23 protein-coding genes, 1 tRNA gene and 1 other RNA gene are annotated in these 23,101 nt (G+C 31.3%); 4 read left to right on the top strand and 21 right to left on the bottom strand.

Going from position 1 to position 23,101, the window contains the following annotated elements; translation table 11 throughout:
• Positions 1–8: 8 nt before the first annotated feature.
• Positions 9–608: a TetR/AcrR family transcriptional regulator gene (locus PTZ02_RS17900; protein WP_274229119.1), complete on the bottom strand. Its 600-nt coding sequence runs from the start codon at positions 606–608 to the stop codon at positions 9–11.
• 192 nt (positions 609–800) lie between these two features.
• Here PTZ02_RS17900 and PTZ02_RS17895 point away from each other — a divergent pair, with 192 nt between their 5' ends.
• Positions 801–1,499, top strand: coding sequence for an ABC transporter ATP-binding protein (locus PTZ02_RS17895; RefSeq protein WP_274229118.1), 699 nt, complete (start codon positions 801–803; stop codon positions 1,497–1,499).
• Positions 1,500–1,513: 14 nt separating this feature from the next.
• On the top strand, positions 1,514–2,593 hold the full coding sequence (locus PTZ02_RS17890; RefSeq protein ID WP_274229117.1) for an ABC transporter permease: 1,080 nt from the start codon (positions 1,514–1,516) through the stop codon (positions 2,591–2,593).
• 76 nt (positions 2,594–2,669) lie between these two features.
• On the opposite strand, the gene PTZ02_RS17885 is transcribed toward PTZ02_RS17890, so the two are convergent.
• The 18 genes from PTZ02_RS17885 to PTZ02_RS17800 form a co-directional block, all read right to left on the bottom strand.
• Positions 2,670–3,746 (bottom strand): DUF4179 domain-containing protein, encoded by a 1,077-nt coding sequence (locus tag PTZ02_RS17885; RefSeq protein WP_274229116.1) that lies wholly within the window; start codon positions 3,744–3,746, stop codon positions 2,670–2,672.
• Positions 3,736–4,272: a sigma-70 family RNA polymerase sigma factor gene (locus PTZ02_RS17880; RefSeq protein ID WP_274229115.1), complete on the bottom strand. Its 537-nt coding sequence runs from the start codon at positions 4,270–4,272 to the stop codon at positions 3,736–3,738. The genes PTZ02_RS17885 and PTZ02_RS17880 overlap by 11 nt, the downstream gene beginning before the upstream one ends.
• A 369-nt stretch (positions 4,273–4,641) precedes the next feature.
• Positions 4,642–5,208 (bottom strand): glycerol-3-phosphate responsive antiterminator, encoded by a 567-nt coding sequence (locus PTZ02_RS17875; RefSeq protein ID WP_274229114.1) that lies wholly within the window; start codon positions 5,206–5,208, stop codon positions 4,642–4,644.
• A gap of 118 nt (positions 5,209–5,326) precedes the next feature.
• Positions 5,327–6,823 carry a glycerol kinase GlpK gene (glpK, locus tag PTZ02_RS17870; protein WP_274229113.1) on the bottom strand — a complete coding sequence of 499 codons (1,497 nt, stop codon included), beginning with the start codon at positions 6,821–6,823 and terminating at the stop codon, positions 5,327–5,329.
• Between the two features lie 65 nt (positions 6,824–6,888).
• Entirely contained in the window at positions 6,889–7,593 is a 705-nt protein-coding gene (locus PTZ02_RS17865; protein WP_274229112.1) for an MIP/aquaporin family protein, read from the bottom strand.
• 264 nt (positions 7,594–7,857) lie between these two features.
• Positions 7,858–8,229: a DUF1667 domain-containing protein gene (locus PTZ02_RS17860; RefSeq protein ID WP_274229111.1), complete on the bottom strand. Its 372-nt coding sequence runs from the start codon at positions 8,227–8,229 to the stop codon at positions 7,858–7,860.
• A gap of 5 nt (positions 8,230–8,234) precedes the next feature.
• On the bottom strand, positions 8,235–9,494 hold the full coding sequence (locus PTZ02_RS17855; RefSeq protein WP_274229110.1) for an NAD(P)/FAD-dependent oxidoreductase: 1,260 nt from the start codon (positions 9,492–9,494) through the stop codon (positions 8,235–8,237).
• Between the two features lie 44 nt (positions 9,495–9,538).
• Entirely contained in the window at positions 9,539–10,972 is a 1,434-nt protein-coding gene (locus PTZ02_RS17850) for an NAD(P)/FAD-dependent oxidoreductase (RefSeq protein ID WP_274229109.1), read from the bottom strand.
• A gap of 219 nt (positions 10,973–11,191) precedes the next feature.
• Positions 11,192–11,998 carry a YitT family protein gene (locus tag PTZ02_RS17845; RefSeq protein WP_274229209.1) on the bottom strand — a complete coding sequence of 269 codons (807 nt, stop codon included), beginning with the start codon at positions 11,996–11,998 and terminating at the stop codon, positions 11,192–11,194.
• 184 nt (positions 11,999–12,182) lie between these two features.
• A complete protein-coding gene (locus PTZ02_RS17840; RefSeq protein ID WP_443112629.1) occupies positions 12,183–12,917 on the bottom strand; it encodes a superoxide dismutase in 735 nt (244 codons plus the stop codon).
• Positions 12,918–13,175: 258 nt separating this feature from the next.
• Positions 13,176–13,440, bottom strand: an RNA gene (gene ffs / locus PTZ02_RS17835) — signal recognition particle sRNA large type.
• A gap of 3 nt (positions 13,441–13,443) precedes the next feature.
• Positions 13,444–13,533 (bottom strand) — tRNA-Ser (locus PTZ02_RS17830).
• 198 nt (positions 13,534–13,731) lie between these two features.
• Complete coding sequence (locus PTZ02_RS17825; RefSeq protein WP_274229108.1) at positions 13,732–14,769, bottom strand: PocR ligand-binding domain-containing protein; 1,038 nt, start codon at positions 14,767–14,769, stop codon at positions 13,732–13,734.
• Positions 14,770–14,978: 209 nt separating this feature from the next.
• Entirely contained in the window at positions 14,979–15,755 is a 777-nt protein-coding gene (gene lgt, locus PTZ02_RS17820; protein ID WP_274229107.1) for a prolipoprotein diacylglyceryl transferase, read from the bottom strand.
• Positions 15,756–15,891: 136 nt separating this feature from the next.
• A complete protein-coding gene (locus PTZ02_RS17815) occupies positions 15,892–16,605 on the bottom strand; it encodes a TIGR03943 family putative permease subunit (protein WP_274229106.1) in 714 nt (237 codons plus the stop codon).
• An 11-nt stretch (positions 16,606–16,616) separates the two neighbouring features.
• A complete protein-coding gene (locus tag PTZ02_RS17810) occupies positions 16,617–17,507 on the bottom strand; it encodes a permease (RefSeq protein WP_274229105.1) in 891 nt (296 codons plus the stop codon).
• Positions 17,508–17,511: 4 nt separating this feature from the next.
• The gene (locus PTZ02_RS17805; protein ID WP_274229104.1) at positions 17,512–18,132 is read right to left on the bottom strand and encodes a GTP-binding protein; all 621 of its coding nucleotides are present in this window, start codon (positions 18,130–18,132) and stop codon (positions 17,512–17,514) included.
• A 1-nt stretch (position 18,133) separates the two neighbouring features.
• Positions 18,134–19,099 (bottom strand): CobW family GTP-binding protein, encoded by a 966-nt coding sequence (locus PTZ02_RS17800; RefSeq protein ID WP_274229103.1) that lies wholly within the window; start codon positions 19,097–19,099, stop codon positions 18,134–18,136.
• A 174-nt stretch (positions 19,100–19,273) separates the two neighbouring features.
• On the opposite strand from PTZ02_RS17800, the gene PTZ02_RS17795 reads away from it, so the two are divergent.
• Entirely contained in the window at positions 19,274–20,851 is a 1,578-nt protein-coding gene (locus tag PTZ02_RS17795; RefSeq protein ID WP_274229102.1) for a hypothetical protein, read from the top strand.
• A 59-nt stretch (positions 20,852–20,910) separates the two neighbouring features.
• Here the strand turns inward: PTZ02_RS17795 and PTZ02_RS17790 are convergent, their stop codons facing one another.
• Positions 20,911–22,053, bottom strand: a complete 1,143-nt coding sequence (locus PTZ02_RS17790; RefSeq protein ID WP_274229101.1) for an aminotransferase class V-fold PLP-dependent enzyme — start codon at positions 22,051–22,053, stop codon at positions 20,911–20,913.
• Between the two features lie 11 nt (positions 22,054–22,064).
• Positions 22,065–22,328 carry a DUF3343 domain-containing protein gene (locus tag PTZ02_RS17785; protein ID WP_274229100.1) on the bottom strand — a complete coding sequence of 88 codons (264 nt, stop codon included), beginning with the start codon at positions 22,326–22,328 and terminating at the stop codon, positions 22,065–22,067.
• A gap of 172 nt (positions 22,329–22,500) precedes the next feature.
• Here PTZ02_RS17785 and PTZ02_RS17780 point away from each other — a divergent pair, with 172 nt between their 5' ends.
• Positions 22,501–23,097 (top strand): hypothetical protein, encoded by a 597-nt coding sequence (locus PTZ02_RS17780; RefSeq protein ID WP_274229099.1) that lies wholly within the window; start codon positions 22,501–22,503, stop codon positions 23,095–23,097.
• Positions 23,098–23,101: the final 4 nt, after the last annotated feature.

Genomic DNA, 23,101 nt, shown 5'->3' with positions numbered 1-23,101 from the left:
TTTAATAACTATTTTATATCAACATTTGTCTTTAACACTCCATTATATATGGTATATACAACATCACTCACAAATACCGCTAATTCCTCTGGACTTTCTTCCATACCAGTTCTAAGCCATTTTTGTATAATACCTAACTGAGCTGATGCTGCAACAGCACCTATATATTTCAATTTAATTTCACCCACAAATTCTACTTCTACATTTTTTATCAACATACTTTCAATGAAGTTTTTAAGTTTCATCTGAAAATTTAAATCCCCATTAGCTCCTAATAAAACTTTCATGAAGTCAGAATTTTGCTTTATGTAAGCATACACAAAATTGAAAACCTGCAGTAAATTTTCTTTTTTTGAAAGCAACTTAAAATCCCTAGGATATTTTTTAGATATACTTTCTGCTAGATTAGTGAATTCTTTTAGGAATTCATCTTCTTTTTGCTCTAGCAGGTCATACTTATCTTTATAATGCAGGTAGAATGTCCCCCTATTAATATCTGCTTCTTCTGTTAAATCTTTTATGCTTATCTTATCAAAACCTTTTTCTATCATTAGCTTTATTAAAGCATCTTCTAACAGTTTTTTAGTTTTACTACTTCTTCTATCCATATAACTTCTCCTTAAAAGTAAGATAATGAACACATACATATTATTTGTCTATTAATGAACAATAGTATCTATGGTGATTATTGTTCTTTATCATAGCTTAATTATAATAGAAGTATGAGAAACTAATCAACACATTGTTAATTTATAGCGTTTTGGGTTACTTATATGAGACCCTACAATAGGAGGATAAAAATGGATGTTGTAAGAATTTCAAATTTAGTTAAGAAATATTCTAATATTACTGTTCTAAACAATATAAATCTTACCCTTAATGAGGGTGAAATTATTGGTTTCATTGGCCCTTCTGGTTCAGGAAAAACTACCCTTGTAAAATCCATAATAGGTATGGAAAAAGTAGATACTGGATCTATTGAGCTATTAGGCAAAAGAATTCCTAACTTAAAGGTTTTAAATGATATTGGCTATATGGCACAATCAGATGCTTTATATGAAGAGTTAACTGGAAAAGAAAACTTAGAATTTTTCTGTAAATTATACAGGCTATCTAAAAATCAAATTAAATCCCGAATAGAATATACTTCAAAGCTCGTTAATCTTGAAAATGAATTATCTAAAAAGGTAAGTAATTATTCAGGGGGTATGAAAAGAAGGCTCTCTCTAGCAATTTCTTTAATACAAGATCCTAGACTTCTTATATTAGATGAACCTACTGTTGGCATTGACCCCAAGTTAAGATTTAGTATATGGGAAGAATTAAAGGCTTTAAAATCAGAAGGCAAAACAATAATATTAACAACTCATGTTATAGATGAGGCTGAAAAATGCGATAAATTAGTTTTAATAAGAGAAGGAAATATTATTGCAACTGGAAGTGTGGACGAACTAAAGCAACAATTTAAAGTAAATACAGTAGAAGAAATATTTCTATAAAGGAGGCCATTTATATGATAATACTTGCATTAGTAAAAAGAATTATAATACAAACACTCAGAGATAAAAGAACCTTAGCCCTTATGATGATTGCTCCTTTAATTCTCTTAACCTTGGTAAACTTTTTATTTAATTCAAATAATAAATCCGTACTGAATGTTGGCGTATATGATACTAGCGAGAGCTTTAATAAAGATCTAGAGGCAGCTGATATAAAAATAATAAAATATGATGATAATGCAAATGTAAAAGATACAATAACTACCGATAATTTAAAAGCTTTTATTAGTAAGGATAATGACAAATTAAGTATAACTTACGAAAACAGCACTCCCTCTGATAGCGCGCAAATAAAAGCTAAAGTTCAAGGCACTCTTGCAAAGGAACAACTAGAAGTTTTGTCCTCTAAAGTAGCCCAAGTAAGTGGTAAGACTAACATGCAACAAAAGGCCATTTCAGTAGAAAATAGTTATGTGTATGGAGATGAAAATTTATCTTTCTTTGATACACTTAGTCCTATATTGATAGGTTTCTTTGTATTCTTCTTTGTATTTTTAATATCAGGAATATCTTTATTAAAAGAAAGAACTTCAAAAACTTTAGAAAAGTTGTTATCAACACCAATCAAAAGAAGTGATATAGTGTTTGGTTATTTATTAGGATATGGAATATTTGCAATCATTCAGACAGTTATAGTCGTACTCTTTTCTATATATGTACTAAACATAAGAATGGAAGGTAATATTTTTCTAGTACTGCTTACTAATATCATTATAGCTTTTGTTGCTCTATCTTTAGGAATATTGCTGTCAACCTTTGCTAATTCAGAATTTCAGATGATGCAATTTATTCCTATTGTGGTTATTCCTCAAATATTTTTCACTGGCTTAATACCTATAGAAACCATGTCAAATTGGCTTCAATATATTGCACATGTTATGCCATTATATTATGGGGCACAATCATTGCAGGGAATAATGATTAAAGCATATACTTTTAGTGATTTACAATTTTATTTATCAATTTTACTTTTGTTTGCTGTGGTATTTTCAATACTAAACATATTAGGTTTGAAGCGATATAGGAAGATTTAACTCTATGCTATTTATGGTCATTTAGAAAAAGTTTAGGGATAGGGGCCTATCGTGCCCTTATCCCTAAAATAATATATTACTTTTCTCTTTCTAAATCTACAACAATCTCTTTTTTAGTCTTTTTATCTGTATCATCACAATTAATATATAGTTTAAGATTATTTACATTATCAAACTTTGTTATACTATAGTTTGTACTCGCTATAGTGTACCCATCTTCATAACCTTCACTCAAGTCTCTGTCTATATGATAGACATGTCCTTTATCATCTTTAATATAAGAAAAGGCTATATTTTCATCTATTCTTCCATGCACCTTAAATTTAATATTCAATGATGTTGTGCCAGCTTCTGCCTTAAGTATTTCAACATCATTTACCTTTTTACTTACATTATACTTAACAGTTTTTACATCCCAGAACTTATCATCAATTTTAACATTTAGCTTCCAATCACCTGCTATATTATTTACAACTTTATTATCTTTAAATACCACTATATTTTTTATTTCAAACTTTAATGCTGATGTTTTAGTAATCATGCCTTCTGGTGATACTAGTAAAGTTTTTGCACTATATTTATCCCCCTCTTTATTAAAACTTCCATCTTCTTGGCTGCTTCCTATAATAGTGGTATAGTCATTAGGTACTTCTTGATTATCACTTAATGAATTATCTATTACTTTTCCTTCTGCATTTTTTATTATCCCTTGAAAACATATCTTATCTCCATCTTTTAGCATACTTTTGTCCTTAAATTCAGCTGAAACTCCATATGCTAATTTACTGTTATCAATAACAAGATTATCTATAGAAACTTTTATATTTTTATCTTCTACAACGCTTGAATTGTTTTGAACATAGTTATTATCTACAGCTCTTTCAATTCCTCTATCATTGATATTGAAAATGGCTTTTACAGCTGCAACTACAGGTCTGCAGAAACTTAGTCCTACTAATATAGTAATTGTAGCTGCTGCAACCAATGGTCTTCTCCAAGATTTTTTTATTGTTCTTTCTTGCTTTATTTCTGTATCTTTCATTTCTCTTATTTCATTAAATGCTAACTCCATTTTATCCAAAACACTTTTAGGCACACTATCTTCATAAAGTCTACTTAAATCATTTTTCATCTCAATATTACTATCCTTCATAGCATAGTCCTCCTTTTGAATCTTCTAGTAAGCTTTTAAGCTGACTTCTTCCTCTACTAAGCCAAGATTTAACCGTCCCCTCTGAGGCTTTGAGTGTATTTGCAATGTCTTTTACTGACATGTCTTCTAAGTAAAATAACACCAGTGCAATTCTATAGTTTTCTGGTAATCTACTTAGCATATCTTGAGCATCCACATTGTCATACCCCTCTTCATAAATACCCTTATCCATTATCTTTAATGTACTATCTACTAATACAGTCTTACTTTTAGCTCTAATTATATCTTTACATTTGTTTATTAAAATTCTTATAATCCAAGTTTTAAAATACTTGGGTTCTTTTAGCTTGTTTAAAGACTTAAATGCTTGAAGAATAGTTTCTTGTATAGCATCTCCTACTTCCTCATCATCCTTTAACATAGCTTTTGCTATCTTGTATAAATTACTATCAAGTTTTTTAATACAATTTATAAAAGCTTCTCTATCCCCATTTATGGCCTTTTCTATTTCACTTTCACTATTCATACTTCACCTCAAAATATTCCACGTGGATTGTTTCTTTCATATATTTGACGGTTATAGCTAATAAAAAGGTTGCACATATATAAAAAAATCGTCAAAGCGATTATGAGCTGTCGATTTTTTTCTCGCATCTGCCTTTCCGAACACAGGTGAGGAAAAATTGGCAGGCGACTAATTCTATTTTTACTCTTTAGGTGAACCTAGCCAATTCTTAAATTGTAATTCAAACTTTTAAGTTATCAGTGTACTTAAAATATTATAAGTTTCTAAAGAGTAAAAAAATATCATCTTAAAAAGATTATATCTTTTTAAGATGATATTTTATACGCGCTTTATCTATTTTAACTTATTATAATTTTCACTTTGTTTAACTTATATATACCAAATATCTTCCTTACTAGTAGAAATAGCAACTGCTCCTGCCTTAAGGCTTTGTATAACATCTTCTTTATCCATTATAAGACCGCCAGTTATAATTGGAACATTAGTTGTTTTACTAAATACTTTAGTAACCTTTGGCATTATTCCTGGTAATATTTCTATTGCATTAGGTCTTATCGCTTCAACAGAATGTACTCCAGTCTCTAAGGATAGATGATCTATTATAAAAAATCTTTGTATTACAAACATATTAAGACTTTTTGCCGCTTTTACCAAATTTGTTTTTGTAGTAATTATCCCATCTGGTTTAATATTTTCGTTAATGTACTTTAAAGCTAATGTATCTTTTGACAACCCATCTATTAAATCTACATGTACATATACCACTTTTCCTGAGTTTCTAACCCTATCCACAATTGACTTAACGTTAAATATATCTGACTTCAAAACAAATATAACTTCACAAGGAGATTTAATTGCTCTCTCTAACTGCTCACTTGTTTTTATGGCCGCTATTATGGGGTTCTCCTGTAGTCTATTATAAAATTCATTTTTCATGCACTCTCCACCCGTCTTAAGTAATTGTAATACCATTTTATCATAAATACGACTAAAATATTACATAGTAATGAACCCCTATAGATTTCCATAGAAGTTCATTACTATATTTAACTCATTATTTTTCCCAATCCCTAGATCTTCCAACGGCCTTATGCCACTTACTAACAATCTCTTCTCTATTTTGAGATTCCATATTTGGAACAAAAGTTCTTGGTGCTTTTATATTTGTACATATATCATCTAAGTCTTTCCAGTATCCTACTGCAAGACCTGCTAGATAAGCTGCTCCTAAAGCTGTAGTTTCTATAACTTCTGGTCTTTCAACTGGTGTATCTAAGATATCTGCTTGGAATTGCATTAAGAAATTATTAGCACATGCTCCTCCATCTACCTTTAATGCTTGTAACTTTATTCCTGAATCTTGTTCCATAGCTTTTAAAACATCATGAGTTTGATATGCCATAGATTCCACTGCTGCTCTTACAAAATGTTCTTTCTTAGTTCCTCTTGTAAGACCTACTATTGTTCCTCTTGCATATGGATCCCAATATGGTGCTCCTAGCCCAACAAATGCTGGAACTAGATATACTCCATTTGTATCATCAACTTCAGTTGCATATTTTTCAGAATCAGCTGCATTGTTTAGCATTCTAAGTTCATCTCTTAGCCACTGAATAACAGCCCCTCCTATAAAAATACTTCCTTCAAGTGCATATTCAGGTTTTCCATTATAACATGCAGCCATAGTTGTAAGTAATCCATTCTTAGATTCTACAGGCTTGTTTCCAGTGTTCATTAGTAGGAAACATCCAGTTCCATAGGTATTTTTAGCTGTACCTTCTTCACAACAAACTTGTCCAAATAATGCAGCTTGTTGATCTCCTGCGTCCCCTGCTATTGGAATAGGTGAACCAAAGATAAGCTCATCAGTTTCGCCATAAACTTCACTTGAAGCTTTTACTTCTGGAAGCATTGATTTTGGAATACCTAATTCTTCTAGAAGTTCGTCATCCCATTTTAATTCATGAATATTATACATCATTGTTCTTGATGCATTTGAGTAATCTGTTACGTGTACTCTTCCTTTAGTTAAGTTCCACATTAACCAAGTATCTATATTTCCAAAAAGCAATTCCCCTTTTTCAGCTTTTTCTCTAGCTCCAGGAACATTATCAAGTATCCATTTTACTTTTGTTCCTGAGAAATATGCATCTAGAATTAGTCCTGTTTTTTCTTTTACTTTTTTATCAAAACCTTTAGCTTTTAACTCATCACAATATTCAGCAGTTCTTCTACATTGCCATACGATTGCATTATATACAGGAATACCTGTCCTCTTATTCCATACCACTGTAGTTTCTCTTTGATTTGTTATTCCTATAGCTGCCACATCTGTTGCATCAAGACCAGCTTTTGCTAAAGCTTCTCCTGCCACTCCTATTTGAGTTCCCCAAATTTCCATAGCGTTATGCTCAACCCAGCCACCCTTTGGATAAATTTGTTCAAATTCCTTTTGTGAAACCGCAACCATCTCACCATGTTTATTAAAGATTATACATCTTGAACTTGTTGTACCTTGATCTAGTGCCATTATATACTTTTCTTTTTCCATTTTGCTTCTCCCCCTACATCTTTGAAATTTAAAGGTTTACATGTAATTTAAAAATATATTGTTATTTAAAAAACCATATTAAATACAAGTGCACCAAGTACTCCACCTATTATAGGTGCTACTACTGGTATCCATGCATATCCCCAATCAGAATCTCCCTTTCCTGCTATTGGAAGTATTGCATGTGCTATACGTGGTCCTAAGTCTCTTGCTGGATTTATAGCGTATCCTGTTGGTGCTCCTAAAGAAAGTCCTATTACTAAGATTAATAATCCTACAGCAAGTGTTCCGAGTCCGTCTGTCATTTTAACTTGTCCAAGTCCTAGTATACCAAATACTAATATAAATGTTCCTATGATTTCTGTTATTACATTACCTACAGTATTTCTAATAGCTGGTGCTGTACAAAATACTCCAAGTTTTGTAGCTTTGTCTTCTGTCTCTTTCCAATGTGGTAAATATGCTAGCCATACTAAAGTAGCTCCTGCCATAGCACCTAAAAATTGACAAGCTATATATCCTGGAACTAAAGACCAAGAAAACTTACCTATAACTGCTAGTGCTATTGTAAGTGCTGGATTAAAATGTGCTCCACTTGTTGCTCCAAATATCCATGCTGGTATTGCTACTGCTGTTGCCCATGCTGCTGTTACTACCATCCATCCTCCATTTTGTGCCTTACTTTTATTAAGAGCTACGCCTGCTACAACTCCATCTCCTAATAAAATCAAGATCATTGTGCCTAAAAATTCTGATAAATAAACGGACATAATAAATCCTCCCTATATAAATTAATACTTAATATATTTTAAATATATGTTATGTTACATATATTTAAGATCAAAAATGTTAACTAGAGTCTTGTCCTTTTCAGAAATCGTTTTCTACGTGCTCGAGGAAAAAAAATCCATCATTTATAAAAGGGATTTTGTCCCTTTTACAAATGATGGCTCTCATCTCTCCGCCAAATATTCTCTCTAAATTTTTATGCTTAACTATATCTAATTATTACTCATGATATAATTGTATATCGACTAGTTACCTTTTGCAATACCCTTTGTAGCTATTATATTTACTTTAGTTCCTGCTATATTTTTAACAATTATATCTCCTATATTTATAGGTGCGTCTACCACCACTCCTTTAAGTTCTTCTATGCATTCCATAATTTTATCCTTAGGAATATCAGCATCAGTTTTTACAGAAACTGCTCCTACTTCTCCATTTCTAACCTTCACTGAGGATGTTACAATTCTTGTAGGATTTGTACACTCTTTTTCTGCATAAACCTTACCCCTCATGCATGTGTTACCTTTAACATCAACCACTTTATTATCTTCTATACTTACTTCTAACATACAGCCCATAGGACATCCTATGCAAGTCAATTCTCTCTTTTCATTCATTACTATTACTCCCCTTCCACCTTAACAGTTATCTTCTTACAGCTAGGATGTTTTTCAAATAAAGCTTTTGTAAGCTTAACTGTTTCCATTTCTCCTGGAGAAAGTATTCTTTTCTTTATATGCATCTCTCTTACGTCATCAAAATAAACAGAAATATAACTTTCTTTATAAACATCTCCCACTCTAAACCTTACATCTAAAACTTTTTCTATATTTTTAGGATTAATAAACTTTGGAACCGTATATCTTACACCACTTGTTGCAACTAATTCTATTCCCTTCTCATTAAAGGTTTGTCCGTTAATATACTTTGCAGCATTTTTCCCTGCATTTACACTCTCTTCTGTAACAAAATCAACTAAGTCATGAACATGTAATACATTACCACATGCAAATATTCCCTCTACATTAGTTTGAAGACTTTCATTTACTATTGGTCCTCCTGTAACTTTAGATAATTCTACATTCGCCTTTGTAGATAACTCATTTTCAGGAACAAGCCCTACTGATAAAAGCAATGTATCACAAGAAATATATTCCTCTGTTCCTTTTATAGGCCTTCTATTTTCATCAACTTTTGCTATTGTAACCCCTTCAAGTCTATCCTTCCCTTTTATATCAGTTATAGTATGAGAAAGCTTTAATGGGATTCCAAAATCATCTAAGCATTGTACTATATTTCTTTTTAATCCACCTGAATATGGCATAAGTTCTATAACTGCCTTTACAGCTGCTCCCTCTAATGTCATTCTTCTTGCCATTATAAGACCTATATCTCCTGATCCAAGAATAACTACTTCCTTACCTGGCATATATCCATCTATATTTACAAACTTTTGTGCAGTTCCTGCTGAATATATTCCAGCACATCTGCTGCCAGGTATATTAATAGCTCCTCTTGGCCTCTCACGACAGCCCATGGCTAAAATAATTGCCTTAGCTTTAATCTCTAAAACGCCATCATTCTCATTAACTGCTGTAATTTTCTTATCTTCGCTTATATCTATAACCATTGTGTTTAACTTATATGGTATATTCATTTGATTAACCTTTTCAACGAATCTACCTGCATACTCTGGACCTGTAAGTTCTTCCTTAAATGTATGCAGTCCAAAGCCATTGTGAATACATTGATTTAATATACCCCCAATGCAGTTATCTCTCTCTATTATTAAAATATCCTCGATGCCCTCTTCTCTTGCACCTATTGCAGCTGCAAGACCTGCAGGTCCTCCACCAATTATCACCATATCATGCTCTATCATCTTTTAATCCTCCAAACCTAGATATATTGTTTTCAGTAAAGATATTAAATTTCCTTATTTTCACCTATTAAAAGCTTAGAATTTCCACCAAACTTAGTAATTTCATACTCAGGCACATTTAATTCTGTTGCTAGTATCTTAACTATCTTTGTTGAACAGAAACCAGCTTGACATCTTCCCATTCCTGCCCTTGTCCTTCTCTTAACTGAATCTAAATCCCTTGCTCCAAGAGGTCTTCTTATTGCATTTAAAATTTCACCTTCTGTAACGGTTTCGCATCTACAAACAATTCTTCCATAGGTTGAATCCTTCGCTATAAGTTCATTTCTCTCTTTATTATCCATTTCCCTAAACTTAGGAATTCCATGTCTTATTGGATCAAATTTATCATTTTTTGTTGGTGCTAATTTGTTCACTACTATTTCTTCAATCATTTCTGCAATAGCTGGTGTACTTGAAAGACCTGGTGACTCTACTCCTGCTACATTTATAAAGTTTTCTACATCCTCTGCTTCCCCTATTAGGAAATCATCTACAGTACTATGAGACCTAAGCCCTGAGAATGAGGTTATAACCTGCCTCATAGGAATTTCTTTAAATGTAACTTTTGCTCTTTCTAAAATATCATCTAATCCTTCTTGTGTTGTATCCATATTAGTTTTATCATCTAAATCTACTGCATTTGGTCCTATAAGCAAGTTACCATCTACTGTTGGTGTTACAAGTACTCCCTTACCCATCTTGGTTGGCAACTGGAAAAGTGTTCTGGTTGCCATTGCACCAGCTTCCTTGTCAAATAAACAATATTCACCTTTTCTCGCTATTATCTCTATTTTATTGCTACTTATCATATTATTTATATCATCAGAAAATAATCCAGCAGCATTTATAACCAATCTACCTTCAATATTCCCTTCATTTGTCTCTATAAGGAACTTATCTTCTAATTTTTTTATATTATCGACTTTAGTATTAAGCTTAAATTCAACTCCATTTGTATATGCATTTTCAGCATAAGCAATAGTCATTTCATAAGGGCAAACAATTCCACCCGTTGGAGCATATAATGCCGCAACTACATCTTCTTTTAGGTTGGGTTCTAATTCTAGCAAACGTTCTTTTCTTAATATTTGCAGATTAGGTACTCCATTATTTTCTCCTTGCACTTTAAGTTCCTCTAATTTATGTATTTCATTTTCATCAAAACACAAAACTAGAGAACCATTTCTTTTAAATGGAAAATCTAATTCTTTTGATAACTTATCAAACATAGCATTTCCTTTTGCATTTAGTTTTCCCTTAATAGTATTTGGTTTTGCATCAAAACCTGCGTGAACTATTCCACTGTTAGCTTTAGATGTTCCTGTAGCAACATCTGCATTCTTTTCTACCACACAAGTTTTTAAGTTGTACTTAGATAATTCCCTAGCTATTCCACTTCCAACAACTCCTGCCCCAATAATAATCACATCAAACATAATTACCCCTCCATTCAAAACAAAAGGCCATGACCTCAAAAGATAAGGTATTTAACTACACATATCTTTTAAAATCATGGCTCTCTATACTCCGCCTTATTTATTACATTTTACGTTTTGATTATAACACCATAAATTTTTGCCGTCAATAATATATTTAAACCTTTTCATTCTTCTATCATAAAAATGCCCAAAGTATACTTTGGGCATTTTTGCATTCTAATGTATAGCTCTCTTTTTGTACCTTTTTCCTGCAACTTCGACAGTTCCTATGGTTATAAGTGCATCTTCGTCAAACCCCAATACTATTGTCTTAACCTTTGCTATCTCTAGTCTAGATACTATAACATAAACAACACTTGTTTCTATACCTTTATATGCTCCTTTTCCATCAAGTAAAGTCACTCCTCTACCTAGCCTGTCCATAACAGCTTCTGCAATATCTTGATATTTATCCGAAATGATTGTTACAGCCTTTGATTCATCAAATCCTTCTACTACTATATCAATCATTTTAAAAGCTATAAAATAAGCTATAAGTGAATACATTGCTTTATCAAAACCAAATAAAAAACCTGATGCACCTAGTATAAACAGATTAAAAAACATAACAATTTCTCCTATGGAGAAGCTTATCCTCTTGTCCAATATAATAGCTGCTATTTCTGTTCCATCTAAAGAACCACCATTTCTTATTATAAGTCCAACACCAGCCCCCATAATTATTCCACCAAAAACAGTGCCTAATAAAACATCATGAGTTATACCTGGAACAGGATGAAGAACACTAACACCTACTGATAAACAAATAACTGAAAATATGGTTGATAAGGTAAAAGTCTTTCCAATGTGTTTATACCCTAATATAAAAAATGGAATATTTAATATAAACGTGAATGCTCCAAGGGGAAGATTAGTTAAATGGCTAGCCATGATTGATATTCCAACTACCCCGCCATCTATTAAGTTATTGGGCAATAAGAATATCTCTAACCCTATTGAAACTAATGCACATCCTAGCATCATAGAAATGAACTTTGTTATTAGATTTAATTTCTTGTTTTTAGCCAATACTCTTCCTCCTAACTAATTTTTTTCATTATATTATAATAATATATTATTTTATTAATATTAGTCAAGGAAGACAGCCTTTTGTTGACAAAATTAAAGTTGGAAGCCTATTTTTTTAACAAACTTCCAACTTTAATTTTTAGCTATTTGCCAATACTTCTGCTCTATCCCAATCAACCACATTCCACCAATTATCAATATATTCAGCTCTCTTATTTTGATATTTTAAGTAATAGGCATGTTCCCATACATCTATTGCTATTATAGGTTTAACTCCTAATGCTAGCGGAGTATCCTGATTGGCTGTAGATATAATTTTCAAGTTCCCTTGCTGATCCTTAACTAGCCAAGCCCAACCTGAACCAAATCTCTCTAATGCAGCCTTTTTAAATTGCTCTTTAAATTTATCAAAAGATCCATAGGTTTTATCAATTTTGTTCTTTAACTCACCCTTGGCTTCTCCCCCTTTGTTAGGAGCCATAACTTGCCAAAAGAAACTGTGATTAAAATGTCCTCCCCCGTTATTTCTTATAGCCTCTCTTACCTCTTGAGGAATCTTTTCTATATTTGAAAGTATCTCTTTTAATGTTTTGGCTTGAAGTTCAGGATATTTTTCTAAAGCTTTATTTAAATTATCTACATATGCTTTATGATGTTTATCATGATGAAGCATCATTGTTGCTTCATCTATATACGGTTCTAAAGCATTATATTTATACTTTAGTGCTGGCACTTCATACGGGTACTTTAAGTTATATAATTCTGATAATAGTTCATAGGACATATCCTCTTTGAAAGCTTCCGTTGCTCTAACATTTATAGTTGAACTCATAATTAAAATAAATCCTAAAAAGATTAATACTAATTTCTTCATAAAAAAACCTCCTTTTATAGAAAATATTATCTTCCATAAAAGGAGGTTTTATTAATGTAATGTTTGCCAATAACTTATTAACTTTTTTATATAGAATTCTTTAAAGTTATCCACATCTTTATGTTTTTTCCCATGATATTGTGTATATTATCAACATTATGCACAATATGTTGTTGATAACTTTTTTCAATTATATTTCTAACTTTCATTTACAACAAAAAAACTCAGCTTTCGCTGAGTTTTATCTTTTAACATAAACCGTGCACCTGGCATCGATAGTAGCTTATAGGCGTTACCTAAGCAGTAAGCTCAGACCAGATTAATCCACGGCACATGCAAGACACCGCTTATCGCTGCTTCCTTCCGGACCTGACGAGATTCACGGGCTTACATTGCGTGGGACCCAGCCCTCAACACCACTTACTTAGGGCAGACCCTACAGGCTAAAACCTAAACCAGGACTTCGACCCTGCTATAGCGGATTGCAGGTTACAGGGCACCGCTGACTCCCCATCTAGCACGGCGTTGGCGGAGAGAGGGGGATTCGAACCCCCGGTAGAGTTTCCCCTACACCCGCTTTCCAGGCGAGCTCCTTCGACCACTCAGACATCTCTCCATACAATGTACGCCACACTTTATATAAGCTTGTATTCAAACTTTTAACAGTTACTTGCTCACTAAAGTGTCACGAACTTTATTATATATGTTTAATGATACTTAGTCAATACGGAAAATCAATCCTTAATTATTAAAAAATTCTTTTTAAAAAATGTAGCTCACTTAATGGAGCTACACTTCTTTTCATATGTACTATTTATTTGCCATGATTTCTTAAATCTTCAGCTAAAGATGTTACTTCTTGTAAACTTGCAGCCACTTCTTCTATAGCAGCAGTTTGTTGTTCTGTAGTTTCTAATGTTTCATTGGATGTTTCAATCGTCTTAGCTACAGATTCTTGTATAAGACCTGTTAACTGCATAACCTTTATCGCTGTTTCCTTTGAATTATTAGATAGTGTTCTTATCTCACTTGCAACAACACCAAACCCTCTGCCTACTTCCCCAGCTCTTGCTGCTTCTATAGCTGCATTTAAACCAAGCATTCTTGTTTGGTCTGCTATACTCTTTATTGAATCTAATATGGAGTTTATTTCTACAGATATTTGTTGAATATTAGCTATTTCTGCATTTAAATTATGTTGATTATTGCTTACATTCACTGCTGAAGCGCTAAGCTCTTCCATGCTAGCTGATATTTGTCCAAAATTATCTGCTAAAACTTCAGACATACTGTTTAATCTTAGTTGTTCATAGCCCGAATTAGAAAGTGCATTTGCAACAATGAATAAAACTTCTGCTGCTGCTTTTACATTTTTTTCATTTGTTCTATAAACATTTCTTGCGGCCTCAGCATAATCTTCTTCATCTACTCCTATTTCATTTGCTGTTTTCTTAAATTTTAATTCTTGAGGATCTTCTGTTAGTACTTGTCCTCCAAGAATTGTTCCTATAAGATGTCCTTCAACTAATATCGGAGCTGCAAAATCTATTAACCCTGCATGACACGTATATATATATGGTCTCCCTAGTCTTACAGCTTCTTGGCCACCTTTTCTATGGGATTCTGCGCATCTTCCTTCTCCAGTTTTTGTAGACTGAGTTAATCCTTTGCAAAATCTTGTATAAGAACTTGGATTGGTTACCGGCGTTCCATCTTTATCAACTGTTACACTTGCAATGTTCATTCCAATAGCAAAATTATCTTGGAAAGTTTGAAGCAACTTAATATCAATTAAGTCTTTTATTTCTAGAACTCCTAGGTCTAATTCTCCATTTTGTAGCTTCCTTATCATATTAACTCCTCCATCATTTGTGTACTTTAATATAACCTTAGTAACAACACATACTCTATTAATCGTACCTCTCTATCTTTCCTTTATATACTTTTGTTTTGTCAATACTTTATTATTATTTTTTTACATGAAAGTTCTTCACTTCTTGGATAGAATATTATCCTTATTTAAGCTTCTAATATATAAAATAAAGGAGGGGTATCCCTCCTTTAAAATGCACTTTTTCTATCTCGATAAGTGACTATTGCAATATATATAATTCCGCCAATTATTCCAATTAAACTCACTAGTTGAGCTACTCTTAGTCCCATGAAATACAAGCTATCAGTTCTCATTCCTTCAATAAAGAATCTTCCGATTGAGTATAAGATTACATATGCAAAAAATAATCTTCCTTTTAGATCTCTATTATAATTTCTATATATCCATACTAGTATTATGCATATAAGTATGTTCCAAATAGATTCATATAAAAATGTTGGTTGATAGTAATTGCCATCTATGAACATACCTTTTTGTATAAATGCAGGAAACTTACTTATAAACTCTTTAGAAACTACATCTCCATGAGCCTCTCCATTAAAGAAATTTCCCCACCTTCCAAAGCCTTGTGCTAGGATTATTGATGGAGCTACCAAATCTGCATATTCCATCATGCGTATCTTTTTCCATCTAGTATATATGAATGCTCCTAGCATCGCTCCTAGTATTCCACCATGGATAGCTAGCCCACCTTGTCTGATATTAATTATCTCACTTGTATGCTGACTATAATAATTCCACTCAAATATAACATAATATCCTCTCGCACCAATTATCGCAAGCGGAAAAGATACTATAAAAATATCAATTAATTTCTCAAAATCTACCTTCCTTTTTGGAGCGTTGTAATATGCTAATATAAATGCTGCTATTATTCCCAATGATATAAGTACACCATACCATCTAATCTCTAGTCCAAACAATTCAAATGCTATTGGGTTCATTTTTTGTCCTCCCATAAGTTAATAAAGGCCTATTCTTACGTTACTCATAAACTTCAAAAAAAATCTATAGCCTAACTCAAAGCCTTATTCTTATATTATCACAAACCCAACACTATTTTAATATAAAAATTTATATTCATTCTTCGTTAACATTTTTATAACTATTAACCTTAATAATAGGAATTTTAATTATATTATTTTTATAATTGAAGCTTCCAATTTCAATCTTTCCTGACACCTCTACCCACTGCCCTTTTTGCGGAAGCTTTTTCTCTTTAATATTACATATAATTACAACATTTTGAGAATCAGCAATACAACAACTTATTACATTTCTCCCTATATAAAAAGTATTTTCGTCTCCTTGTACTTGATAAACTACACCACTTATTACGGCTTCTCTTCCTACATACTTTTGAGGATTTTCTTGAAGCTGCTCAACATAAGAATATAAATTTTCTTTTGTGAGACTTATTTTCCCTTCATTAGGTATAGTTTCTTCTCCACTATGACTATGTTCAAAGGGGGTATTATTTATAACTACAGTTACTCCTTTAAATTGCAATGTATCAATTTCTTTAATGCCCTTTGAATTAATCATTAATATAAAAGCTATTATAAAGATTAAATATCCTTTTCTTAGTTTTTCTCTAGTAGGGATTGTGAATATCTTAAAAAACTGAAAGATTGCTACAAATGCCAGTATAACTATTGCACTCCAAATATAATATTCTGTTTTATTGCTAACATAATCAAAGATTTTTCTTGTAGAAATTAAATAATATAAATATATATCTATAAATACTAAAATTAAAAACCAAATAAATTCATTTATATTAAATCGCTTCACTTTAATCCCTCCTATATCAAACAAGCTGCTAAAAAGGTAAGTGAAAATACAACAAACATCATTTTAAACACAAAGCTTTTTTTGTACACAGAAAATAGCATCAGATTATTTTTTAAATCCAACATTGGTCCTAATATTAAGAAAGCCATAACTGCCCCTAGTGAAAATTGCCCTAAGAAACTTCTAGCTACAAAGGCATCAGCCTCGGAACATATTGACAATAAGTATGCTAAAGCCATCATTATTATGATACCTAAAGCTTTATTTACAGATAATATATCTAAAATCTCTCTTGGCAGAAGAACTTGAAATAATGAAGCTAAAATAGATCCTATTATTAGAAACTTACCAATGGTATAGAATTCCTGAGAGATATGATATATAAGCATCTTTAAACTTTTATCTTTTTTTAAGTCTTCACATCCACAATCACAAATTATCTCATTATCATAGCTACTAAGAATAGCTTGTCCATCGCTCAAAGCTTCCATCAAAAATCCTATTGCTATAGATAATACAAACCCGATTATAACTCTTAACAATAAAATCTTTATGTTTTCTCCAAAAGCCTCATAGGTAGAAAGCATAACAATCGGATTTATTATCGGTGCTGCCATCATAAATGTTATTGCAATATTTATTGGTACTCCTTTTTTAACAAGTCCTCTAGTAACTGGAACTGTAGCACATTCACATAAGGGAAAGAACAGCCCTAAAAGTGCTGCTCCAATTGCCCCTGCAAACTTGTTTTTAGGTAAAACTTTTTTAATAATGTCCTCAGTTAAGAATGTGGTTATTACTCCAGCTACTAAAGAACCTAATAAAACAAAGGGTAGTGCCTCAATAAAAATGCTTATAAAAATCCCCGAAAAGCTATTTAATAAGACTTGAAGCTCCCTCATTTTTCTACCCCCTGTTTATAAAATCTATTATTTTTTTATATAGCCCTTTATTTATTACCCTACTTGAACTAAGAATTCTATAGAAATCTTTACTTGATGAACTTTGTTCAATATATGCTTCTTTATTAAGCTGCCCTAACAAAACCTTGAGCTCCCTATTCTTTTCATAGGAGATATATTCACAGTTATTAATAATTATCATATTTGCCATATGAATTAGTGGAAGCATTATAACTCCCATACTTCTTATAAAAATATCAACAGTTTTTCCATCTAAAATAGCAAAAACTGCTCCTAGTCTTCCTCTAGATTTATGAATTTCCCTAATTATATAATCTACCGATTGCACCCCATTAGCCTCAATGATTATCCTATTAGGATTATTAAAATTAATTATTCTATTTAACGCTCTCTCAGTTATTTCATCATTATTCTTAAATTGCTTTAAGATAACTTTATCTTCATTTAAAAATTCCTCATTGATATTTGAATTGCCTTTTTCACACTGTATTATCACTAAAACTTCTTCACTAGATCTAGTAACTTCAAGATAACTATTTATAAAAGATGTTTTACCCCAAGATAAAAAACCCCCTACAATTTCAACGGAACAAATCTTTTTCATTTTATTCCTCGCTACTAAAAAGCTTTTGAAGCTTATCTATCCTTAAGTCTTTCCCAATTACGCATATTCTTCCATTATAATCCGGTGAAATGTTTCTTACTTCAACCTCACCAGGAACATAGTCAAAGGCAATCCACTTATTTTCAGAAGATCGAACTATTCCTTTAGCTCTTAATACATATCCATATTCCCCTAAGCCTAATTTTCTCAGTATCCCTTTTAGGTTCTCTTTATCAAATATCTCTGGAGTCTCCTGTCCCCAAGTCTCAAATACATCTTTAGCAACTAATCCTTCACTTCTTATTTGAGCTCTTGCATATGCATTATTTAAAGGTTTCTTTATAAATTGAATCTCCTTTAAGCTTGACTCTCTTCTATCCTCTAAAACCTCAAGTATATTTTCTCCACTTAGTTTATCCCAAGGTGTTATTATGACTGAGCATCCAGGATTCACCTTTTTTATACCTTTAAGTACCTGCAAAATATGCTTATTATCTACATCCTGTGTTCTGCTCAAAACAACAGTTTTCGCGTTCCTTATTTGATCAATATAGAACTCTCCGAAATTTGTCATATAGACTTCAAATTGTTTGACATCTATCACCGTAATTATTGAGTTAATTTTTCCTCTTTCTCTATGCTTTTTTAATGTAGCAATTATTTGAGAAAGTTTTGCCACTCCTGAAGGCTCTATTATTATTCTCATTGGATTATATTTATCTACAATTTCTTCAATTGCACTCTCAAAACTTCCAGAAATGCTACAACATATACACCCTGAAGTTATTTCTTTTACTTGAATAGACTCTTCCCTTAAAATATCTCCATCTATCCCTATTTCACCATATTCATTTTCTATGATAGCTACTTTTTCATTAAATAATGCTTCTTTTATAAGTTTCTTAATAAGGGTTGTTTTCCCTGCACCTAAAAAACCAGAAATAATGTCAATCTTTATTTGTCTCACCCCTTAGAATTAATTTATACTATCTAACCTGCAATTTACCTTAATATGTATATGTATATACTTTTTTATTTATTACTTTATTGTTTGTATTGCTTAAAAATCATTGATTTATAGTATAATTGCAGTTTAAATTCATATTTTATATTGATATAAATTTTTTAGTTAGGAGGTTCTATGATTTCATATAAAAATAATGAGTACCTACTTTATATAAAAGATGAATTATGGAAGTTTTTTAAAAATGACGAGGGATCAATTTGTTATAGTATTTTAAAAGATAATTCTTGGAGTCAAGAAATTGAGCTTGTAGATAGCTGTGATAAACTTCTTTCTGTTATATTAAGTGCAAATGGATCAATCTATATACTTTCTATTTCCTCATCAAAATCACTAGTTTTATATACTTATAAAGAAAATTATTTTTCCGAAAATATATTACTTAATTTTTCTTTTGAAGTTGATCACATTCAAGTAATCTCCCTAAATAATGCTTTGAATTTGATTTATACTAAGTATGATAACAATACTTACTGTCTCTATCACAGAATAATAACCTCTAACCTTACAATTACGCCTCCAATAATGCTTGATATAGTTGAGAAGCTAGAAGGGTTTCCTTTTATAGCATACGTTCAGAAGAAGGAAATAATTACTTTGTATGTAAAAAAGCTAAAGACCTATTACATAGGTTATAGAACCTACTCTCCTCAACAGAACTTTTGGGGTAAATATGTTTCCATTGATAAAACACCCGCAAAACCATACGACTATTCCTTTGCCATTGATGAAAATAATGTGATTGCTATTAGTTATTCAATTAAGGATTCCTCATCCTCCTTATTAAAATATGGCTTCTTAATAGATAACAATTTTTCAGCAAAGGCTTTAAAATCCAATGAGAGTATAAATACTTATTCAAGCCTAATATATAAAAACAATGTTTATTATTTAATATATAACTTTAAAAATACTATTTTTATAACGTCTTTATTTGTTAATGGAGATTTAGATGTGGTGGAAAGAATTCCATATAGTTCAAGCTCTATTATAGAAAAATATATTCTACAATCTGATAGCCTAACTTTAAACTCTTTTTCAAGCTTCATAGTAATAGATAAAGATAATATACAATTCTCGCCACTTTCAATTTTAAATATGACTCTAATTAGGCCAGAAAAAGATGATGATAAAAAATCTAATGAATCTATTTCTACTTATTATGAAAAACAAATTATTTCTAAAAACAAAACTATACAGAAGTTGTTAGATCAGGTGAATTCTCTTCAATCACATATAAAGAAACTAGAAACTGTTGCTACTATAAACAATACTATTGAGAGAGAAGCTCAAAACTTAAAAAAAGAAATAGTATCAAAAGAATCTAACATTCATGTAACTAATAAGTTATTAGCTGATTATGAAAGTAAATATCAAGACACCAAACTAGTAATTGATAATCTTAAAACTCAAGTATCCGTATTAGAAAATAAGCTGCAAACTTATGAAGGTTCTATAAATATGCTGACAGTAAAAAACAAAGAACTTACTGATGCACTTACTCTAGCTCAAGAAAGTAAGATTGATACCACAAATTTTACGCTTATATTACAAGATAAAGATAAGGATATTTCTAACCTTAGATACTTAAATTCTTCTCTCCAAATACAAATTGAGAGGTTGACCCAAGAACTTGATATGTTGGTAGCAGAAAAGGATAACAAAGTCTCCTTTGTTAAACGTCTTTTTAAATAATAATGGCGATTAAAAAGTTTGCATATAAACTTTTTAATCGTCACTTTTAATTTAAGCTATTAAATTTTTTCTTTATAAATTTCTTTTAAAGAAAATATAAGCTCATCTAAATCTTCCTTTGAATTAAAATATCCTATACTTACCCTAACTGTACCTCTATTTTCAGTTCCTATTAGTTTATGAACTAATGGACAGCAATGATATCCCGTCCTCACATATATATCTCTATCATTCAAAGCTCTTCCTACTTCAGAACTTTCCATTCCTTTTAAATTAAAAGATATTATTGAGGTTTTTTCCTTCTCATCTAAAGGACCATAACATTCGACAAAATCTAAGATTCTTAGTTTTTGAATTAAATAGTTAGTAAGTTGAATTTCTTTTTCTTTTATATTTTCTAACCCTACCCTATTAATAAACTCAATTCCTTTAGATAAACCTACAATTCCTGGGGTGTTTAAGGTACCACTCTCAAATTTATCAGGAAGAAAATCTGGTTGCTCCATACTGCTTGATTGACTTCCAGTCCCTCCATATTTTAAAGCTTCAAAACTCATTTTATTCCTAATACATAAAGCACCTGTTCCTTGTGGCCCAAGTAACCCTTTATGTCCAGGTACTGCTAGAAAATCAATATTATATTTCTCCATATCAATTTCTATCTTTCCAGAAGTTTGTGCTCCATCTACTATAAATAAAATTCCCTTCTCTTTCGCTAAGGTTCCAATCTTCTCAATATCTTGTATTGTTCCAATAACATTAGATCCATGATTTAATATTATTGCTTTCGTATTTGGTTTTATTTCTCTTTCAATATCTTCAGTTGAAAGCTTTCCATTTTTATCTCCTTTTATTAAGGATAATTCTGTTCCCTGCTTTTCCTTATGCCTTAAGGGTCTTAATACTGAATTATGCTCAAGGTAAGATGAAATTACATGATCTTTTTCCTTAATTACTCCGTTTATAACTATATTTAAAGCATCTGTAGTATTGGAGGTAAATATCACATTTAGAGGATTTTTTACATTAAACAGCTTGGATATATTTTCTCTGCACTGCATTATTTTAAAATCACACTCTATTGACATATTGTGAGCTCCTCTTCCAGGATTAGCACAATACTCCTTTAGACATTTTTCAACCTCTCCACATACTTCTTTAGGTTTAGGAAACGATGTTGCTCCATTATCTAGATATATCATAATTCATACCCCTATATCATAACTTGAATATATTTATAGCGTTTGCCTTCTAGAACTTTTTCATATACAGATTTTATTTCTATTCCACTATCTTTTATCTCTTTAACAATAATATCAAAATCTTGTTTTCTAAATTCTATAGCCCTAGTGCAGCTTGATGAAACAGAACATGGTGTTGCTATTATATTAACCTTATACCTTTTATCTTTTAATATCTTAAATAATTGTAAACTCGCACTTGAGGAATAGAACACAATTATACAAACATTATCCATAGAATCACTCCTCATGTTTATCCTTTTTATTAATATATTCATTACAACTTCTTAAATCTACATTTTTATAAAACAATAATTTAAATATTAACTTTCTTATTAAATTTCTACACACTATTCCCATATAAAACATATTATGTACTGAAATACAAAACTAAGGAGGATTTTCATTATGGCATGTTGTGTTGATAGATGCACTAAACCCTTAACTATGCTTACAAAATTACCTAATTATACTTCAGATAAATTATTCAATGGTTTAAATACTGGTACAGATATTACCGCTGCAACTACAAGACCTACCTCTGTACTAATTAATCATTTATCTTTAATTAGAAACTTCCCTGGTAGTGATGTCCTTGTAGAAGGAGTTGTTCAGATTGATATTTCTGGATTAGCTATTGCTGGAGCTACTTCAGGTACTCTTTCTGTAGTACTAGATGTTTATCGTAATGGTACAACTACAGCAGACGCTGATAGAATATATTCTGTTTCAAAGAATATATTAGATTTACTCGGAGTAACTGTTAGTGTACCTGCTTTAACTGATGAAATAGCATTCCAATTCACAGATAACGAAACTACTACTAATTATGCAGCTGTTCCAGCTTCTTTACCATTACCTGATACCTTAAATCCTGCTGAATATTTCGTAAGAGCAAGTATCGTAACTACTGGTGGATTAGTTGCTTTAATCATCCCTGCAAACATTACAATTCGTGTAACTAGATCTGATACTTCAGCTTCTGAAGAAGTTGTTTATGTATAATATA

Origin of the sequence: Clostridium sp. 'White wine YQ' (assembly GCF_028728205.1) — a bacterium.
In the GTDB taxonomy this organism is placed as follows: Bacteria; Bacillota; Clostridia; order Clostridiales; family Clostridiaceae; genus Clostridium_T.
Note: the sequence above shows the minus strand (reverse complement) of the source record. Positions and strands in the feature narration are given on the sequence as shown.

Bases quoted from the DNA above. Each gene is read 5' to 3' on its own strand.
- PTZ02_RS17880 (WP_274229115.1), bottom strand. From the start codon at position 4,272: ATGAATAGTGAAAGTGAAATAGAAAAGGCCATAAATGGGGATAGAGAA.
- PTZ02_RS17845 (WP_274229209.1), bottom strand. From the start codon at position 11,998: ATGATGCTAGGATGTGCATTAGTTTCAATAGGGTTAGAGATATTCTTA.
- PTZ02_RS17785 (WP_274229100.1), bottom strand. From the start codon at position 22,328: ATGGATAATGTTTGTATAATTGTGTTCTATTCCTCAAGTGCGAGTTTA.
- PTZ02_RS17810 (WP_274229105.1), bottom strand. From the start codon at position 17,507: ATGAGGGAGCTTCAAGTCTTATTAAATAGCTTTTCGGGGATTTTTATA.
- PTZ02_RS17790 (WP_274229101.1), bottom strand. From the start codon at position 22,053: ATGATATATCTAGATAATGGAGCAACATCGTTTCCTAAACCTAAAGAA.
- PTZ02_RS17900 (WP_274229119.1), bottom strand. From the start codon at position 608: ATGGATAGAAGAAGTAGTAAAACTAAAAAACTGTTAGAAGATGCTTTA.
- PTZ02_RS17780 (WP_274229099.1), top strand. From the start codon at position 22,501: ATGGCATGTTGTGTTGATAGATGCACTAAACCCTTAACTATGCTTACA.
- PTZ02_RS17855 (WP_274229110.1), bottom strand. From the start codon at position 9,494: ATGATAGAGCATGATATGGTGATAATTGGTGGAGGACCTGCAGGTCTT.
- PTZ02_RS17850 (WP_274229109.1), bottom strand. From the start codon at position 10,972: ATGTTTGATGTGATTATTATTGGGGCAGGAGTTGTTGGAAGTGGAATA.
- PTZ02_RS17795 (WP_274229102.1), top strand. From the start codon at position 19,274: ATGATTTCATATAAAAATAATGAGTACCTACTTTATATAAAAGATGAA.
- PTZ02_RS17860 (WP_274229111.1), bottom strand. From the start codon at position 8,229: ATGAATGAAAAGAGAGAATTGACTTGCATAGGATGTCCTATGGGCTGT.
- PTZ02_RS17840 (WP_443112629.1), bottom strand. From the start codon at position 12,917: ATGAAGAAATTAGTATTAATCTTTTTAGGATTTATTTTAATTATGAGT.
- PTZ02_RS17895 (WP_274229118.1), top strand. From the start codon at position 801: ATGGATGTTGTAAGAATTTCAAATTTAGTTAAGAAATATTCTAATATT.
- PTZ02_RS17885 (WP_274229116.1), bottom strand. From the start codon at position 3,746: ATGAAGGATAGTAATATTGAGATGAAAAATGATTTAAGTAGACTTTAT.
- PTZ02_RS17805 (WP_274229104.1), bottom strand. From the start codon at position 18,132: ATGAAAAAGATTTGTTCCGTTGAAATTGTAGGGGGTTTTTTATCTTGG.
- PTZ02_RS17890 (WP_274229117.1), top strand. From the start codon at position 1,514: ATGATAATACTTGCATTAGTAAAAAGAATTATAATACAAACACTCAGA.
- glpK (WP_274229113.1), bottom strand. From the start codon at position 6,823: ATGGAAAAAGAAAAGTATATAATGGCACTAGATCAAGGTACAACAAGT.
- PTZ02_RS17875 (WP_274229114.1), bottom strand. From the start codon at position 5,208: ATGAAAAATGAATTTTATAATAGACTACAGGAGAACCCCATAATAGCG.
- lgt (WP_274229107.1), bottom strand. From the start codon at position 15,755: ATGAACCCAATAGCATTTGAATTGTTTGGACTAGAGATTAGATGGTAT.
- PTZ02_RS17865 (WP_274229112.1), bottom strand. From the start codon at position 7,593: ATGTCCGTTTATTTATCAGAATTTTTAGGCACAATGATCTTGATTTTA.
- PTZ02_RS17825 (WP_274229108.1), bottom strand. From the start codon at position 14,769: ATGATAAGGAAGCTACAAAATGGAGAATTAGACCTAGGAGTTCTAGAA.